The 18,195-nt window shown below is 65.0% G+C and carries 13 protein-coding genes and 2 pseudogenes; 3 read left to right on the top strand and 12 right to left on the bottom strand.

The window, feature by feature from the left end:
- Window positions 1–332 precede the first annotated feature (332 nt).
- The 9 genes and pseudogenes from ACIBW7_RS16865 to ACIBW7_RS16825 all read right to left on the bottom strand — a co-directional run bounded on the left by ACIBW7_RS16865 (window position 333) and on the right by ACIBW7_RS16825 (window position 11,015).
- On the bottom strand, window positions 333–2,567 hold the full coding sequence (locus tag ACIBW7_RS16865) for a serine/threonine-protein kinase (protein WP_397047149.1): 2,235 nt from the start codon (window positions 2,565–2,567) through the stop codon (window positions 333–335).
- Between the two features lie 339 nt (window positions 2,568–2,906).
- A complete protein-coding gene (locus ACIBW7_RS16860; protein WP_397047148.1) occupies window positions 2,907–3,530 on the bottom strand; it encodes a hypothetical protein in 624 nt (207 codons plus the stop codon).
- Window positions 3,531–4,403: 873 nt separating this feature from the next.
- On the bottom strand, window positions 4,404–5,054 hold the full coding sequence (locus ACIBW7_RS16855; RefSeq protein ID WP_397047147.1) for a slipin family protein: 651 nt from the start codon (window positions 5,052–5,054) through the stop codon (window positions 4,404–4,406).
- 303 nt (window positions 5,055–5,357) lie between these two features.
- Complete coding sequence (yidC, locus tag ACIBW7_RS16850; RefSeq protein WP_397047146.1) at window positions 5,358–6,236, bottom strand: membrane protein insertase YidC; 879 nt, start codon at window positions 6,234–6,236, stop codon at window positions 5,358–5,360.
- An 88-nt stretch (window positions 6,237–6,324) separates the two neighbouring features.
- A complete protein-coding gene (locus tag ACIBW7_RS16845) occupies window positions 6,325–6,624 on the bottom strand; it encodes a DUF6412 domain-containing protein (protein ID WP_397047145.1) in 300 nt (99 codons plus the stop codon).
- Window positions 6,539–6,874: pseudogene (locus ACIBW7_RS16840) on the bottom strand (hypothetical protein); the annotation flags it as partial. The gene ACIBW7_RS16845 and the pseudogene ACIBW7_RS16840, both read right to left, overlap by 86 nt.
- Before the next feature lie 45 nt (window positions 6,875–6,919).
- Window positions 6,920–7,738, bottom strand: a complete 819-nt coding sequence (locus tag ACIBW7_RS16835) for a helix-turn-helix domain-containing protein (RefSeq protein ID WP_397047144.1) — start codon at window positions 7,736–7,738, stop codon at window positions 6,920–6,922.
- A 277-nt stretch (window positions 7,739–8,015) separates the two neighbouring features.
- Window positions 8,016–9,188, bottom strand: a complete 1,173-nt coding sequence (locus ACIBW7_RS16830; RefSeq protein WP_397047143.1) for a PucR family transcriptional regulator — start codon at window positions 9,186–9,188, stop codon at window positions 8,016–8,018.
- 19 nt (window positions 9,189–9,207) lie between these two features.
- Window positions 9,208–11,015 (bottom strand): annotated as a pseudogene (locus tag ACIBW7_RS16825) (AMP-dependent synthetase/ligase).
- 643 nt (window positions 11,016–11,658) lie between these two features.
- Here ACIBW7_RS16825 and glnA point away from each other — a divergent pair.
- Window positions 11,659–13,092, top strand: coding sequence for a type I glutamate--ammonia ligase (gene glnA, locus ACIBW7_RS16820; protein WP_397048130.1), 1,434 nt, complete (start codon window positions 11,659–11,661; stop codon window positions 13,090–13,092).
- Between the two features lies 1 nt (window position 13,093).
- On the opposite strand, the gene ACIBW7_RS16815 is transcribed toward glnA, so the two are convergent.
- The gene (locus tag ACIBW7_RS16815; protein WP_397047142.1) at window positions 13,094–13,870 is read right to left on the bottom strand and encodes a helix-turn-helix domain-containing protein; all 777 of its coding nucleotides are present in this window, start codon (window positions 13,868–13,870) and stop codon (window positions 13,094–13,096) included.
- Between the two features lie 45 nt (window positions 13,871–13,915).
- Between ACIBW7_RS16815 and ACIBW7_RS16810 the strand changes: the two genes are divergently transcribed.
- On the top strand, window positions 13,916–14,785 hold the full coding sequence (locus ACIBW7_RS16810; RefSeq protein WP_397047141.1) for an alpha/beta fold hydrolase: 870 nt from the start codon (window positions 13,916–13,918) through the stop codon (window positions 14,783–14,785).
- Here ACIBW7_RS16810 and ACIBW7_RS16805 read toward each other — a convergent pair.
- Entirely contained in the window at window positions 14,782–16,482 is a 1,701-nt protein-coding gene (locus tag ACIBW7_RS16805; protein WP_397047140.1) for a DUF4873 domain-containing protein, read from the bottom strand. The genes ACIBW7_RS16810 and ACIBW7_RS16805 overlap by 4 nt on opposite strands.
- On the bottom strand, window positions 16,479–17,378 hold the full coding sequence (locus ACIBW7_RS16800) for a diiron oxygenase (protein WP_397047139.1): 900 nt from the start codon (window positions 17,376–17,378) through the stop codon (window positions 16,479–16,481). Before ACIBW7_RS16800 ends, ACIBW7_RS16805 begins: the two co-directional genes overlap by 4 nt.
- A 97-nt stretch (window positions 17,379–17,475) precedes the next feature.
- Here ACIBW7_RS16800 and ACIBW7_RS16795 point away from each other — a divergent pair, with 97 nt between their 5' ends.
- Window positions 17,476–18,192 carry a TetR/AcrR family transcriptional regulator gene (locus ACIBW7_RS16795; RefSeq protein WP_397047138.1) on the top strand — a complete coding sequence of 239 codons (717 nt, stop codon included), beginning with the start codon at window positions 17,476–17,478 and terminating at the stop codon, window positions 18,190–18,192.
- Window positions 18,193–18,195 lie beyond the last annotated feature (3 nt).

Below are 18,195 nucleotides of genomic sequence, written 5' to 3'. Positions count from 1 at the left end.
CGTAATAGCGTGCGGCGGCTCCGATCTCGCAGCGGACCTTCGATCCCGGCACGGCGCGACCTCGAGCCGACGACGCGCTCGGGGGCCCGCTGGCGTGACGGCGATCCGGCGTTACCGGGCGAGGTATCGCGCCGAGCGACGGCGCAACACACTCGTGACCCGATGCCGTCTCTCCCGTGCTGTGCTATAAGGCTGCCGGTGTCAGCGGCTCGGCACGCTCGCCGCACGACCACACCGAAGCGCCTGTAATGCGCCGCCGCACTGGCACTGGTGGTCGCGCCGGTGCCCGGTTCGACACGGCATCTGGCTGCGACGGGAGCAGAATGACACGGTCAGCGCTGGTTCTGCCGCTGGCTGCCGGACAGGGTGCGTTGGAATGCTTGCAGGTCATCCTCGAGTTTTCGGTGCAGCCAATAGTTGCCGATGAAGCCGAAGACGCCTGCGATGGCGAGCCAGCGGATCGAATCGGTGACCAGGGCGACCTCGTCCGGTTTCAGGAACATCAGACCGTGGATGACGCCGATCAATGGGATCGATGCGGCGACTGCGAGGTAGCGGGTGCTGCGGCGGCTGAGGGCACGGAGGTTGTCGTGATCCTCGGGTGTGGTGCCGTGCAGGAGAAGGCGGGGGTAGATGGCGCGGACGACGAACAGGGTGACGAGAAAGAACGGGTAGGCGACGGCGATGGCGCCGCAGACGAGCAGTGAGGCGGACAAGTGCACCACCTGGCCGGGGGGCAGGCCGGTGTCGCTGAGCAGTGCCAGCGTGGTCACGATCGCGCCGACGCTCCATCCGGCGAAGGCGACCCAGGCGACTCGGTCACCGACCGACAGGGTGTCCCTTCGTGCCAGCGCCAGAATCTCGGGGGTGAACGTCCGGCCCTTTCTCAGTCCGCGCCACACCACCAGAAAAACCCTGCGGCACAGGTAGTTCGTCACGATGAGGACCAGCAGGGGGATGATCAGCTCGAGCACCGGGTTGATGGCCCGCAAGGACTGTCGCTGGTCGTCCGGAATCCACGCCTCGATCAAGGCTCTGTTGTGCACGTTGCCGTACAGCACGCCGAGGAAGCCTCCGGTCGAGCTGGCCAGGGTGACGATCGCCCCCAGCGACCAGGGACCGACTTTCGAACGCAGACTGCTTCCTTGCGGGTCCACGAGATCGCGGGCGCGACGGTCCAGGCACAGCTCGAACTGCTGTGCCAACTCGGCGCCGCTCGACCAGCGGTTGTCCCGCTGTGGCGCAAGGCATTTCAACAACACTCGGCGCAGGGTCGGCGGGCAGTCCGGCGGCAGCTCGGACAGATATTGTGGTTCGATGTCTTGCTGGCGCAGCTCCAGCATGCGTGCCAGCGAGGTTTCGGATTCACCCGCCAGCGGTTCGTCGTCGAAGGGCCTGCGGCCGGTCAGCAGTTCCCACAGCATGACGCCGAGCGCGTAGATATCGCTGCGCAGATCCAGATCTTCGGCGGTGGTCGGCAGCTCCGGATGGCAGGCGGCGAGTTGCTCGGGGGACATGTAGGCCAGTGAGCCGCCGAAGTACGCCATCGGATTGGTCCCGGCCACGTGGTTGCTGAAGCTGACATTGAAGTCGGCGAGCTTCGGAATGCCTTCCGCGGTCAGCAGCACATTGGCGGGTTTGATATCGCGATGCAACACCCCGCTGCGCGCGGCGTAGTCGAGCGCTTCGGCGAGCCGGCTGCCCAGCCACGCCACCGTTTCCGGCCAGGAATATCCGGTGATATCGCCGCGGATGCCGGTCTCACTGGGGACAATGCCGCCCCGGTCCTGAATGGCCTTATCGACGGCGTCGAGCAGCAAGGCGCCGCTACGCAGGTCCGGTGATCGGGCGCGCACCAGATTCAGCACCCCGAGCAGCGTGCCGCCCGGAAGGTACTGCATGTACATCAACTTGAGCTCGCCGTCCTCGATCAGCCGATGATCGAAGACCCGCACGATGTACTCGTGATCCAGCTGCGCCAGCGTCTCCGGCTCGGTGCCGCGGTTGTACGAGATCTTCACCGCGACCAGTCGTTGCATCGACCGTTGCCGCGCCAGGAAAACCCGTGCGAAGGCGCCGCTGCCCAGTCCGACGAGCAGGTCGAAATCGTCCACACTCGCACCGGCGCTGATCCCGTTGAGCGCTTCCAGAGACCGCGGCGGGGCGATCAGCGTGCTCCGGTAGTTGATATCGGACCAGGTCGGCGCGGTGGTAGCCATTTCGGTCGGCTGCGTGCTGGGATCCTGGTCGCGTCCGGACCGCCGTCGCACATGGAATTCCTCGTAGGTCAGATCGGGTGGCGTCGGCCCGGTGCGCAGTTCGGCGTATTCGGCGCAGTACTGGGCGAGCCGCTTCGGATGGTCGTAGCGCAGCCACCGGTACTGCAGATCGACCTTGATCAGCTCGATCAGGCACATCCGCCGCAATCCGGGCGCATCCGGCAGATACTCCGCGAGGTCCGGCGGCGCACCGGTCCTATCCCAGGTGTCGGCGAACCGCCTGACAACCGATGCCAGCAAGGTGCGAGTTCGGTGGACAGCATCCGACTCATTCGTCGTCGGTTCCAACTCCGCTCCGATCCTCCGATCATTCCCAGAAGGCATCTCCAAGATGCAGTCTGTCATGGCGGCGAGGCCGCGACCAGGGATTTCGTGCAGGGACAGAGCGCGCGGCGGGTCTGGACAGCCGGGAATGCCGACGGCCGCTCGAGCGATGGTCGTATCGCGGGCCGATAGGTTTCCAAGCGGGTCTTACCGCCGTTTGTGGGTGGTCAAGTCCGGAGGGGACTTGACCATACGCTCTTCTTCGTCGGCTGCAGCACTACTGATCGTGGAGTGATGGCGGTCTTGTGCCGGACAAGGTCCCGCCCCTGGAATCGGATCTCGCTTCGGAGGGTCGGCCGTTCCTCACTGGTTTACGACGCTCTTGGCGCCCACCATGCCTACCATGCTGAGGATCGGGAGCCCGATCACCAAATGTTCGATCGCGGTGGAGATACCCACCCAGAGGTGGCTCGACAGTGCGAGTGGAATGATCACCGCCGCGGCGGTGAGGATTCCGACGATCCAGTTGAAGAACAATTCCGGTGACGGAGTACCCAGGCGCAGCAGATACCAGAGCACCCCGGCCAGCAGCGTGCAGATGAAGGCAACGGCCGCGAACCAGTACGCGTCCTGGGCCATCGGGTTCCACACCCCGAAACTGCCGCTCTCGGTCACCCGGGTGGCGATGATCTCGATAATCCAGGCGCACAGCCAGCCCGCCAGCGCGGTCACCACCGCTGCCGCGAACACACCACCGACGAACATACCGATGTTGACGTCCGGCCCCTGCTGTGGTCGAGACTGCCGGTCCGGATAGTCGGACTGCTGATACGTGCTGTATCCGTGGTCTCGGCTGTATCCGTGATCCTGGCTATGCGCGGGGTCACGGTAGTTCCCCGGCTGATACCCGGCTTCGTAATGTGCGGTGTGCTGGTCGCGCGGATCCATGGGGTTCAACCGCCGATCACCTCCGTCGAGAGCATTCATGTGCGTCGAGTGTAGGGCTGCCGCGAACAGGCTGCTGCCTGCTTGTCTATTCCGGTATTCCGTTTGCGTAATCGACCCGATCCGAACACCAACGGGCGCTTGATGGTTCGTCATGTCGCAATGTCCTGATCTCGGGCTGACGGCCGTCCTGTTACCGCACGTGGATGGTCTGCGGATCGAGAGTGGCACGCGTGGTGGAACGAGCGCAAAGGCGCTTTCCCCGCCTCCAGCTGCAGGAAAGGCGGTGGGCTGCAACGAAAGTGTGTGGCCCACAATGAAAGTCACGCATTCGCTACGCGGTCGCGGTCCCCGCCATCGAGCGCAGGCGCGAGGACTCGTGATACAACATCGTTGTGATCTGCACTATTGCGGATGGGTCCCGCAAGCATGGCCATGGGTCTCAGCACTCGTCTTCTCCGCCGCCGCCTACCCGGCGGATCGGCGCGGTGGTTGCGGCCGCCATCACACTTCTTGCTTCAACGGCTTCGGTCGGTGCGATTCTGGTGGCAGGCAGCGGATCTGCTGCGGCTCAGGGGCCGAGCGTCTGGATCGGAGCGACCTACAACAACGGGCACGTCTACTCGGACCGCAGCAACATCAGCCTCGCCGATGTCGTCGGTAAGGTTCAGCGAGCCTGTGGCCCCTCCTGCCCGGAGCCTCGCGCGGTAGGAAATGCGTGCATCGCACTCGCGATCAACCCGAAAGGCGCTTGGGGATCGGACTGGGGCAACACCATCGCCGAGGCCGAAAGCAAGGCAATTCGATTCGCCGAAACGGCCGTCGGAATTCGCGGTCCCTTTCAAATGTGGTCGGATTGCGCCTGACATCACCCAACGCTGAAACCCCTTGTCCGCGTGGACAAGGGGTTTCAGCTCACGCGCGCTCGCGCGGGTCGAGCACTACCTGCGTGCCCGGAGTGGTTGCGACCTGCAGGGTGCGCAGCCGCAGCAGCGTCGGGTGTTCCTCGAGCAGTCGCGCGGTATTGGCCAGTGACCGCAGTGCGGCTGCTTCCGCGCGGGCCCGTTCGAGCTCGGCCCGGCCCCGTTCCTTGGCTAGCACGGTTTCCAGCGCGGCCTTGCGCAGTTCGCCGGGCAGCATCAGGTCGCGGGCGTTGAGTGCATCGACGCGCATTCCAAGTCCTGTTACGGCCGTGGTGATTTCGGCGATGTCCCCGACGAGCAGCGTGCGGTCGGTAACGAGTTCGTCGAGGGAATGGCTTGCCACGGCCCGGCGTGCGGCATCCTGCACCGCCGCGTACAGCACGCTTTCCGGGTACTGTGCACCGGTGGTGAACGCCTCCGGATCGGTGACCTGCCAGTTCAGTGCGTAGCTGACCCGCAGTGCGAGTCCGTCGCGGGTGAGCAGTTCCTGACCGCTGACGTTCAGCAGGCGGGGCCGCATGTCGACGACGATCAGCGTGCAGCGCTTGGCGTCGTAGCGGTGGCGTCCTGGCTCGAGTACTCGCTCGAGTGTGCCGTCGCGGTACAGCAGCGTTCGCTGCCACTCCATGACCGTCGTGTACATGGTTCACTCCTCCCGTGTTGTGTGTCGTTGGCTGCCTTGTTATTTCGGATGACACCCGGTTCCGATCACGGGTTCGCGGCGGGGGCGTCCCGCGGCCGTAGCCGCGGAGCCCGCAGAGCCGTTTGCCGTATCCGACCGGAACCGGGCGGCATCGCATCGGGAATCGAACCCATCCAGGCTTGGAGCCCTTCACCAGGTGCGAGACCGAGCCCGACACGGGGAACGCGGGTGCGGAGATTCCGCTGCGCCCCTTGACTCGACCTGGAACAACCATAGGGTTCGCGGTACGGGTGCGCGAATGATTTATCGCCGCTTCGGTTTCACGCCGGGTCTGGGGGCGGAGTTGGCCCGGGCCGCGGCGACTCGCTTCGCCTCGGCGGCTGTTTCGGCATCGAGGCGGCGGTAGACGAAATGCTGTTGTGCGAGCGTCCAGGCGTTGTTCGTGACGAAGTACAGCAGGATCGCCACCGGCAGCAACGCACCGCCGAGAATCGCGGCCGCCGGGAAGACCCACAGGCTGAGCGTGCGCATGAAGGGCAACTGGGTCGCCCCGGTCTGCCGATCCATTGACGTGCGCGCCGTGAAATGCGTTGCAACAGAGGCGATCAGCATGAGCGGAAGCGCGATGAGCGCCACGGTCGACAGCAGTTCGCCCGCACCGGCGAGTGTTGCCGACAGCGGTGCGCCGAACAGATCGGCATGCAGGAACGACTGCACATCACCCGGGCCGAAAAGATAATTCGCAGTCGCGGCATTCTGTTCGGCCGTCATTGTCGCGGTACGCCCGAACGGTAGATAGTCGAAGGTCCCGGTGCGGTCGAACGAACGCAGCACATGGAATAGGCCCACGAACACGAAGACCTGGGCGATCATCGGAATCAGGCTCGCGAAGAGATTGACGCCGTTGTCCTTGTACAGCTGCTGGATTTCGGTATTCCGGCGGCCCGGATCGTCTTTGTATTTCTGCTGAATGGCTTTGACGCGCGGTTGCAGCCGCTGCATAGCCGCCTGGGTTCGCGCTTGTTTCAGGAACGGCAGGAATAGCGCGGCGCGGAGAGTGATCACGAGAAATATCACCGCGAGTACCCACGCGAGTCCGCTTACGGGACCCGGGACGGCGGCGAAGGTGGTGTGCCACAACCAGAGAATGGCGGACACCGGGTAATAGATGAAGTCGAGCATGAGAGCACCTGACTGTGGGAACGTGCGTATGCGCACGTCGATGGGAATGGTCAGCCGAATCGCCTGGGGGCCAGGCGGCGAGTGATCGCTAAGCGGTGACCGAACCAGGTGCTCGTGGGCGCGGACGTCCGGCGGTGTCCGGATTGCTCTGACGCAGGAAGGAGCCCCGGCGGCGACGCTGCGCCGAGGGCGGCGGACCCGAGTGTGCGAGCACCATCGGGATACGTCGAGTGCTCTGCAGGGCGAGCAGCGTCAAGGTGAGCGACGCGGCGATGACACCGAAGACGGCCAGTGCCGCCGGCTCATTCGACGGCGCCGCGGCCAGGGCGAGCGCGGGTACGACGAGTGCGAAGACCGCAAACGCCATGAGGTGTACCCGCGAGAACATGCCAACAGCGTACCGACTGCATTGCACAGCCGCCGTCCGGTGTGAACGGGTAGACGAACTGGGTCGACATGGCCGGTCGGGTGTCGGGTTTCGCCGCCATACGGAGATCGTCGGTGCCGAAGCGTCGTGCCGGATCGTAGGCGTAGTTGCGGAACAGGTGATCCCGGATCAGGGTGAACAGGCCGAAATCGACGTCGCCGATACCGGCGAATTTCAGATGATGGAAGCGGTGGCCCTCGTTCGACGCCAGCCAGATGTTTGGCGGATCCGAACGACTCGAATGATTCGGCTGGACCTAGCGGGCGTCGCCGAGATCCCAATCGACGCGTCGGTTCAGGGCCGAGGGCGGCAGTCCGAAGATGCGGCGGCAGGTGCGGGTCAGGTGGGAGCTATCGGCGAAACCGGCGGCGTGGGCGGCGGCGGTGAGATCGTCGCCGGAGCGGACGCGGGTGATCGCCACATGTAGTCGAAGCCAGAGAATATAGGGCCGCAATGGAATTCCGACCTGTTCGGTGAACAGATGGGTGAGTCGGGTCGCGGAAATGCCGACCCGGCGGGCGACATCCGCGCCGCGGATCGGTCCGTCGCCGACGATGGAGGGCAGCAGTCGCAGCACCTCGGTCACTGCCTCGTGGCGCTCGTCCTCGATGCTGTGCGAATTGTCGCGTTCGAGATCGTCGACGACTTCGGCGACCAGTTCGGCGAGCGTTTCCCGCTCCGGATCGATGGGCAGGGAATGTTCACAATCCGCCCACCCGTAGGTGTGGGCTCTGCGGTCGGCGGCCGCGCCCGCGACGGACTCCGGATCGAGATAGATCGCGGTGCCGTGCTCGGCCCCGGTGGCGATGCGATGCGGTGCGTCGGCGGGCACGATGACATGTGTGCCGCGATGCCGAATGCCGCTCGCGTCCACCACGACCACCGGCGTACACGCGGCGACCACTTGGACGGCGTGATGGGCGTGCAATGCGGTGGGGCCGATGCTGCCGCCGAACGCGAGCACGCCGGCGCGCAGCAATGCAGTACCCTCCCAACGCAATTCACCGGGTGAACCGGAGACATAGTGCACGGATCGGGGCGAGGCGGATGCCCCGTCGGTAACCAGAGCCTTCATCATCGGATGCTCCCGGGTGACTGCGAATCCCGAATCGGATCCCTCAGGGAGACTATCCCGGCCGCACGGCCGCTGTCAGGGTAACGGCGACGCGATCGAGGAACTCGGAGATCAAGGGCCGGGCGAACCGGTCGTCGCGGCGAGCAGGCCGGCGATCAGACCCTGCCGCTGCTCGCGGGCGGCTGTGGTCGCGGTATCGGCGCTGTCGGCATCGAGAACCTCGATTGCCAAGTTGCGCTGGGGAACTCGCGGGCGGTGTTTGTCAGAGTGCCCGAACTCAGGGGGCGAAGACAGCGGATTCGAGGCGGCGGGCCAGTCGGGCCGCGGATAGGGTCATGGCGTCGGCGGGGCGATGCGGGTCGAGGCCGGTGAGTTCATGTACGCGGGACAGGCGATAGGTGACCGTATTCCGGTGCACGCTGAGCTGACGCGCCGTCGCCAACTGGTTGAAACCGCTGTCGACGAACACTTCGAGGGTTTCCGCCAGCATCGGCTGGGTGTCGAGTGGCGCGAGTACCGCCGCCAGCCCTGGCCGTGCCGCATCACTGACCGCGACCGTGTATTCGAACTGTAAATCCGTTCTGCGGCACAGTATTTCGCGACGTGTCAGGCACCGCCCCAATTCGGCCAGCACCCGCGCCTCGGCGAAGATCGTCGGGATCTCCGCCCTGCTCGCCGCCGCACCGACACCGACCCAGTAGGGCGGCGCTTGATCGGGCTGATGTGCCGGTAGTCGCGCAGTGAGACCCATGATCGCGGCCGTACCGTCATCGCCGGGTTGCAGCGGGATCAATGCGGTCCACCCGCCCGCGTCCAGCCGCAGGAAGACGCCCGGAATCGCCTCGACCCGGTGCCGCAGCGCCGAAGCATGCCCGCCGCGGGTGCCGCAGAGGCGGAATACCGCGACGAGGAAGTCGTCCGCGACCGGAATGACCGGATCGTTGGCCCACTCCACCGGATCGCGCCCGGTGAGCAGGGCGTCGGCGATACCTCGGCGACGCTCCAACAGTTCCCAGCGCGGATCGTGCGAGCGCTGGGTGGCCGCGCCCGCGATGCGCGTCATGACCAGCGTGATGTACTTCAGCAGCATCAGCGAGGCGTCGAGCAGCAGTTCCTGCTCGGCGGGGGTGGCCGCTTCGCGCAGCCGGTCCCAGATGAAGGCCGAGCCGAGCCGATACCGGTCCAGTACCTCGGTTAGTGGCGTGCCGTCGCGGAGCCGGTCCATGGCCAGCTCGACGAGCTCCCTGGTGTCCTCCTCGGAGGGGTCGGTGCCGCGACGCAGATATTCGAAGAACAGGTCGACATTGAGTTTCGTGCCGCGCGCGAAATCCGTCTCGACCAGTGACTGCGGTATCCGCGGGTACGGCGGCAGGCTCCCGTAGAACCCGTCGACCAGCGATGCGGCTCTTCGGTGCAGATCGTCGACGACGCGGGTTCGCGTTGGCGTCATTGAACTTCTCCGTCCCGCACTACGAGTACAAGCTCTCGATAGTGTCGGTGTAGCGGGTGGCGATCGGAGTGCGCTTGAGTTTGCCGGTCGCCGTCAGAACATCGCTTCCGGGCTCCCACACCTCGGGTAGCACGATGTACCTCTTGATCTGCTCCACCCGGGAGAGTTTGCCATTGGCGGCGGCCACACCTTGCTCGATTGCGGCCAAGACCTCCGGATTCTTCGCCAATTCGGCGACGGTGGTCGCGGTGAGCCGGTTGCGCCGGGCGAAAGCCGGCGCCAGGTCGGGGTCGAGGCAGATCAGCGCGCTGTTGTAGGGCCGCTGCTCACCGATCACCACGACGGTGCCCGCGAGCGGGCAGTTCTCGGTGATCGTGTTCTCGATATTGGCCGGGGACATATTCTTCCCGGCCGCATTGATGATGAGTTCCTTCTTGCGGTCGACGATCGAGAGGTAGCCGTCGGCATCGATCGACCCGATATCGCCGGTGTGCAGCCAGCCGTCGGCGTCGATGGTCTCCGCGGTTTTCTCCGGATCGTTGCGGTAGCCACGCATGACCATTTTGCCGCGGATCAGTACTTCGCCGTCGTGGCCGAGCTTGACCTCCGCGCCAGGTAGTGGTGTGCCGACAGTACCGATTTTGACGCGCTCCGGACCGTTGAGCGTCGCGCCCGCAGTGCACTCGGTCATGCCGTATCCCTCGCACAACGGCAGACCGAGTCCGAGGAAGAATTCGTGCACCTCGGGCGGGATGGCCACCGAACCGGTGACCGCGGCGCGCACCTGATCCAGCCCGAGCCGGGTGCGAATCGATGCGAGCACCAGACGATCGGCCAGGGCGTACCGGAGTTTCTCCAGTTGGCCGAGTGGGCGGCCGTCGGAGGCGGCCCGGGCGCGGGCGCGGCCGGTGTGCACCGCCCAGCGGACCAGGGCGCGCTTGATCGGATTGGGTTCGGCGGCGAAGCGTTCCTCCAGCGCACCCTTTACCTTCACCCAGATCCGGGGAACACCGAGGAAGACGGTCGGATGCGCCTCGGTCAGCGCCTCGGCGACCTTCTTCAGATCCGCGACGGTGGTGATCTCACCGCCCTCCAACATGGTGAGATAGTGCGCGAACCAGCGGTTGGCGGCGTGCGCGTCCGGCAGATACGAAATCACCCGATCTCGGCCGCTGCCACCGCCGAATGTCTCGATGACGCGGGCGTTTTCGATAAAGTTGGTGTGGGTGAGTTCGACGCCCTTCGGCGGTCCGGTGGTACCGGAGGTGTAGACGATGGTCAGCAGGTCCTCGGATTTCACACTGCGCCAGGTGGTTTCGAAGTCGAATCCTTTCGCCTCGGCCGCTTCCACTGACGACAGCGCGATCGTGCCCGCCGGTGCCTCATCGACGCAGATAACGTGCTCGACGTGATTGTCATGGGCTGCAGCTGTTTTCACAGCCTCCAGGACCTGCGGCGCAAACTGGCGCTCGCAGATGACGATCTTGTTGCCCGCATTGCCGAACTGGTAGGCGAGCAGATCGACGGGGTTGGTGTTGTAGACCGAGAACGGGGTGCCCCCGCGTGCAGTACCGCCGTATCGCAGAGGTGGAATTCGGGTCGGTTGGTCATCATCAACGCCACCGTGTCGCCGGGGCGCAGACCGAGGGCGGCCAGGCCGGTCGCGATCCCGCGCACCCGGTCGGCGTACTCACGCCAGGTGATCGCCACCGCACCGCCCATGGTGCGCAGCGCGACCACGTCCGGATACTTCGCGGCATTCGCTTGAAAAGCCGCACACAGCGTGTCCGGACGGGCCGGGCTCGCCGGGACTGTCGATGAAACCAAGACCCAACCTTCTGCTCGATGGTCTCGAGGTCACACCGCCGCGCAGGCGACCTCGTCGTCACCTATCAGCACAACGCATCGACGAACCGTGGCGCTAGCGACAAACACGCAGACTGCAAGGCCTCCCCTTGTGCACGCGACCAAAGCATCCGGCCGGACGTCCCGATAATGCCCCGCCACCGTGCCCGATCATGTCACCGACAACAAATCCAGACGCCGCCCATTCGAATCCCCACCTCCACCATTATCCGGCCACCGATCAAGATCAGGTGGAATTGGTGGCGGGGGCTTGTCGGGCGATGCCGCCATGGATTCCACCTGATCTTGATCAGGCACGGCCCGGCGGCGGGGAGGTGACGGGAATCGGCGGAGGAGGGGGCTGTGGTTGTGGGGGAGAGGTGGTTTCGGTGCGCGCCGATGAAGTTGAGGATCGAGGCACGGGGGGCTGCGGATACGCCGGATCGGTCCGTTTCTCGCCCGGATTCGGGTCCGCCATTGATGTCGAAGTCGTATCGTGAGACTCGGCGAGCAGGACCTGCCGTGACCCATGGACGGGTCCGGTTGTCAGGCGACGGTCGCCTCGCCATCCGCGGATAGACCTGCGCCGCGAAAGCGAGGAGCCGTGTTGGACGAGGGAGCAGCCTTGACTGCCACCACCGACGGAATTCTGGAATATATCTGCGCCGCGGAAGTCGAATACGTCGATATTCGGTTCTGTGACGTTCCCGGTGTGCAGCAACACTTTTCGATACCGGCCGTCGCATTCGGCGCGGATCTGGTCGAGAACGGGATCGCCTTCGACGGCTCGTCGGTGCGCGGATTCCAGTCGATCCACGAATCGGATATGTTGCTGCTCCCGGATCTGCGCACCGCGCAATTGGACCCCTTCCGTGCCGCGAAGAGCCTGAATTTGAACTGCTTCGTGCACGATCCGCATACACACGAGGCCTATAGCCGCGATCCGCGCAATGTCGCGCGTAAGGCCGAGGAGTATCTGAAGAGCACCGGCATCGCCGATACCGCCTACTTCGGACCGGAGGCGGAGTTCTACATCTTCGACGCCGTGCGCTACGACACCAAGATGAACGGTGCTTTCTACGAGGTGGATTCGTCCTCCGCTGACTGGAACACCGGTGTCAAATATAATCCCGACGGCACGATCAACCGCGGGTACAAGGTGCGCCCGAAGGGCGGCTACTTCCCGGTGGCCCCGTACGACGCCGATGTCGATGTGCGCGATCGGATGTGCACGAATCTGCAGAACGCCGGCTTCGAATTGGAGAAGGGGCACCACGAGGTCGGTACGGCGGGCCAGGCCGAGATCAACTACAAATTCAATACGCTGCTGGCCGCCGCCGATGACCTGCAGCTGTACAAGTACATCATCAAGAACACCGCATGGGCAGAGGGCAAGACCGTCACCTTCATGCCCAAACCACTGTTCGGCGACAACGGTTCCGGAATGCACGTGCACCAATCTCTGTGGTTGAACGGCACACCGCTGTTCTACGACGAAGCCGGATATGCGGGCCTGTCCGATCTGGCCCGGCACTACATCGGCGGCCTGTTACTGCACGCGTCATCGTTGCTGGCCTTCACCAATCCGACCGTTAACTCGTACAAGCGCCTGGTACCCGGCTTCGAGGCCCCGGTCAATCTGGTCTACAGTCAGCGCAATCGATCAGCGGCCGTGCGCATTCCGGTCACCGGCGCGAACCCGAAGGCCAAGCGTCTGGAATTCCGCTGCCCCGACTCTTCGGGCAATCCGTACCTGGCCTTCGCCGCCATGATGATGGCCGGTCTGGACGGCATCCGCCGCAAGATCGAACCCCCCGTCCCGATCGACAAGGACCTCTACGAGCTCACCGCGGAGGAGTCCGCCGAGGTCACCCAAACCCCACCCAGCCTCGAAAGCGTGATCGACCGGCTGGAAGCCGATAACGACTACCTGACCGAAGGCAATGTCTTCACCGACGACCTGCTCGAAACCTGGATCCGCCTCAAGCGCGATACCGAGATCTCAGAAATCAATGTCCGCCCGCACCCCTACGAATTCGATCTCTACTTCGACGTATAGGTCAGTCGATGTGGAGCTCGCCGTTGATGGTGCGGAAGGCGGTGGGGGTGAGGCCGAACATGGCGCGGAAGGTATCGCTGAAATGCGAAGGGGAGGCGAAGCCCGCGTCGACGGCGGCGCGGGTGAGGTCGTGGCCCGCGGCATAGGCCCGGCCGACGCGCAGCATCCGCGCCCACTGCACGTAACGGCGGAAACTGGTGCCGGTCTGTTCGGCGAAGGTACGCAGGAAGTAGGAGGTGGATAGTCCTGCGGCACTTGCCTTTTCGGCGGCGCGCTGCTGCTGGGTGGGGTCGGCGCGGATGGCCGTGGCGACGGCGGCGATGCGGGGATCGCGGATGGTGGGGACCGGGATGCTGGCCAGTTCGAGGAGACGGTCGATATCCGGTGCCGGGTCGGCGCACAGCTCGATCAGTTCGGCCTCGTTGCGATGGTCGGCGCTGTATCCGCTGACGGTGCGGCGCATACCGCCGAGGCAGCGGGCCATATTTTCCGAGGTCGGGTCGAAGAAGCAGAAGAGCTTGGGCACATCGGTGTCCAGGATGTGGTGCGTGACGCGGGCCCGGAACAGGAAACTGCGGGCGGTGATGTCGGGAGCGTCGGCGACCCGGACCCGGAACGGGGCGTCGAGTCCGACCCCGAGACCGGCGATCGCGGTGGAGTGCGCGCCCAAGGCCATCCCGGGCCCGATGTAGATCGCGTGTCCGAGTCGCAGCCAGAGCCGGGCGGAGGTGACCGCCGTTTCGGGAGCGCACGTTTCTGGAAGTGCCGACCGCGCCATATCCGCGACGATACAGAAAGTCGCAGGACAGACGGGAGATCAGAGATGAAGCTGGATGGGCAGGCGGAATCGACCTTCGAGCTGCGGGAGGTGACGGTCGACGGCGCGCGGCTGCGTTATGTCGATGTCGGGCAGGGTGATCCGCTGGTGCTGTTGCACGGCTGGCCGGAGAGCCATGCCGCATGGCGGCACCAGATCGGGCCGCTCGCCTTATCGCGGCGGGTCATCGCACCGGACTGGCTCGGGTGGGGTGCTTCCGATCGGGATACGGCTTTGAGTTGTGACTACGACAGTGAGGTCGAGCGGATCGGGCGAATGCTGGACGCGCTCGGCTTGGAGCGCGTCGATCTGGCCTGTCACGACTACGGCGGGTTCCTCGGATTGGGGTTTCTGCAGCGTCATCCGGAACGGGTGCGCCGCTTCGCGATTCTGAATTCACGGGCGCAGGGTATTTTCACGCCGCCGTACTACACGCTGTTCGGCTTGCTGACCGTGCTGGCACGGACTGCACTGCTGCGGCCGCTCGTCAGCGCACGGGGGATCCAATGGGTGCATCGCGTCGGTCTCGCGCCGTATGTGCGCAACGGATCCTTCGACAGCGAACAACTGCGTCGATACCTCGCCGTCTTGGACACCGCGGCCGGTCGCCGCTGGAACGCCCATTTCTGGTCCGGCTATCGCGTCCGGATCCGCCCGGAATTGGCTGCTGGACTGGGTGCCATCAGCTGCCCGACGACGGTCATCTGGGGCGACCGCGACCCGGCCATCCCGTTCCGCACCGCCCGAGAACTGGCCGAAGCAATCCCCTACGCCACGCTCGTCCGCATCGACGGCGGCAACCACTTCATCATGGAGGAACGCCCCGACGAGGTCACCGAGGCATTGCGCGCCTGGCTACTGCGCCCGGCCACCTAGACAGCGGCCGGCGGATAGGGCGGGGTGCCGGTGCCGACGATACGGAGGTTGCCCCAGGGGTCGCGCTCCTGGAGGCGACCAGCGGTCGGCACGCCGCCGGGCAGGGTGAGCAGTACCTCGGCGCGTCCGGGATCGGGTAACTCGTGGCCTTCGCGCGGGGCGACGCGCCCGTACCAGTGGTAGCGGCCGTCGATCGGGTCCGGATGCCCGCCGAGGGTGACCTCGACCGGTACTTCCACGCCCGGGGCGTCGAGCAGTGCCGGACCCGAATACTCGTGTGCCGGTTCACGATCCGCCGGCACGGTCAGGTCGTAGTGGCCGGGGTCCGGTCGGCGCATGGCGCGCCGGTAGGAGACGCTGGAACCCGGCCAGGCGGCCCGATTCACCCCGTGCTCGTCCAGGTACCAGCTTCGGCAGCCGCCCGAATTCCACACGGTACCGGCCAGTTTCGACTGCACCCGTCGATTGAATTCGTGTTGGGTCGCGGCGCGGACCTCGATCCGACTGTTGGAGGTCTTGCTCAGCAGCTCCAGACACTGGCGGATATAGCGGGCCTGTGCCTCGATGATGAAGACGATGGACTGGTTTCCGCCACCGGAATTCGGGCCCATGATGAGGAACAGGTTCGGGAAACCGTGCACGGTGACGCCGAGGAACCCCTCCATCCCAGTGCGCCACGCCTTGTGGAGAGTGAGCCCATTCGCGCCGACGATGCGCTGATCGGCGAACCGGTCGGAGATCTTGAACCCGGTCCCGTACACGATGGCGTCGAATTCTTGTTCGACACCATCGGCGGTGACGATCCCGGACTCGGTGATCGAGGCGATAGGTGAGGTCACCAGCGTGACATTGTCCCGCTGCAGTGCCGGATAGTAATTGTCGGACACCAGAATTCGTTTACACCCGAGCCGGTGGTCCGGCGTGAGGCTGCGACGCAGCTCCGGGTCGGCGACCTGACGACGCAGATGCGCCCGTGCCGCCACCTCCGCGCGACGCATGAGCTCCGGATTCATGAATGCCGGCGTCATCGACTCGTAACCCCAATACATCGCCCAGCGGTAGAGCCGTTGCGCCCCCGGCAGATACCGGGCTATCCGATGCTCCACCGGCGAGAGCGGCCGATCCGGCTCCGGCACGATCCAGTGTGGTGTCCGCTGGAACACCGTGACCTGCTCGGCCTGCTCGGCAATCTGCGGTACGAATTGCACTGCGCTGGCACCGGTTCCGATAACGGCGATCCGCTTGCCGGCTACTTCGAAACCGTGATCCCACTGCGCCGAGTGAAAACTGTGTCCCCGGAACACATCCCGCCCCGGAAAGTCCGGCACGCACGGTTCGTGCAGCGGTCCCGGCGCCATCACCACCGCGCGCGGCTGGAAATGCCGCCCGTCCGCGGTCCGCACGTGCCAGCGGTCCGTCTCGTCATCGAAGTCGAGTGCGACGACTTCGGAACGCAGCCGAATATGCCTGCGAATGTCGAACTTGTCCACGCTGCGGCGCAGATACTCCAGTATCTCCGGCTGGCTGGCGAACATGCGGGTCCACCGCTGATTCGGCGCGAACGAATAGGAGGTTCCGCCGATCTCCTCGGCCTTCTCCAGCACGACGAAGTCGTCGAAACCGGACTTGCGCAGCTCGATGGCCATCCCGATACCACCGGAACCGGCCCCGACAATGACGATTTCGGGTTCGGTCATGCGTAGAGCCCCCGCCAACGCCAGATTCGCTTGCCCAACGGACCGATCAAGCCCTGCTTGTCCAGGAACGCACCGAGATTCCCGGCGCCGGTACCGAGCGCCTTCTTCGCATACGGGTTGTTCGTCGCGATCCGGCGCGCCGCTCGACCGTCCAGCCCGGCCCGGTCGTACATGTGCCGATTGGTCATCAGGTAGACGAACAGCGGTGCGGCCACCGCGACACATAAACGGGTGTAGGCCAATTCGGCATGCGACATGGTCGGCACCCGACGCGCCAATGCATCGCGTGCGAATCCGATATGGCGCGCCTCCTCGGTGACATGGATCCGCATCGCCCGAGAAACCAAGGGCTGCAACTCCGGATCGTCGAGGGTGCGCCGCTGCAGTGCGTCGAAGATCTCCTCGCCGACGAGTGCGCCCACCCAGGTCATCGACCCGCGCAGGAACAGCGGCAGGGCTCCGATGGCGAGTCGGCCGGGCAGTCGCGGCCAGTACGGACGCGCCTCGATCCGGTCGATGAGCTTGCCGAACATCATCATGTGCCGGCACTCGTCACCCATTTCGGTCAGGGTGTAGTGCGAATGCCGGGTGGTCGGATCATCGCGCAACAATTCCCGCAGCAGCAGGCGGTTGAGCAGATTCTCGAACCAAATGCCGACGGAGAGTACGTTGGCCAGCTCTTGGCGCGACAGTTCCCGGCGCTGCTGCGGGGTCATCGATTCCCACAGCGCGGTGCCGTAGAGCGAAACCACCTCCGGCGGCAAGAACAGTTTGTCGGGATCGAGCGGTGCGTCCCAGTCCATATCGATGGCAGGTTCGTACGACTTCTTCACCGAACCGGTCAGCAGGCGCTGTGCGAAGGATTCCTGTGGGATGACTGCGGCCTCGTTGCCCATGTCGGCTCCAACTCTCGAATACCTGATACAAGCTGTAACACTCAGATTAGTGAGACAGACTGTCACGGTCAATAGGTGTTCCAGGTATCGTGAGCTGGTGAGCAGTACCGCGGGAAAGCGCGATCCCGCCGCGTCGGACGGTCGCAGCACCCGATGGCACGGCCACAAGGCCCGCCGTCGCGCAGACGTCATCGATGCGGCGATCACGGTGATCGAAGCGCAGGGTGTCGAAGTGTCCGTACAGGCGATCGCGGACCGGCTGCATCTGCCGCGTCCGGTGGTGTACCGGCATTTCGACGGACGCGCCGATCTCGATGAGCAGATTCGTCAGGAGATCCTGAATTCACTGCTGACCGCACTGATGCCGACCCTGCAGCCCGACGGCACCCTGCGCGATGCCGTACGCGGCGCGATCGGCACCTACGTCGGCTGGGTCGAGCGTCATCCGAATCTGCACCGATTCCTGGGCGATGCCACACCGCTCGGGGATTCGTCACAGGCGCTGACCGGCGCGCGCAATCGCATCGGTGGTCGGCTCGCCGATATGTTCGCAATATCGTTGGCGCGCTTCGGAATCGATCCGAATCGCGCCCGCCCGATGGCCTTCGGCATCATCGGCTTCGTCGACGGTTTCGTGAACAACTGGCGCTCCGATGCCGGGACCACACTGTCCTGCGATCAGGTCGAAGGCATCCTGACCGAATCGGTGCTGGCGCTGTTCGAGGGCAATGCGCGCAGCCTCGGAGTTCCGCTGGAACGCGACACTATCGTCAAAGACCTGCTGAGCCGCGCGGAACCCGTACGGTCCCAATAGAAT

Source organism: Nocardia sp. NPDC049526, from assembly GCF_044465765.1.
Lineage (GTDB): Bacteria > Actinomycetota > Actinomycetes > Mycobacteriales > Mycobacteriaceae > Nocardia.
Note: the sequence above shows the minus strand (reverse complement) of the source record. Positions and strands in the feature narration are given on the sequence as shown.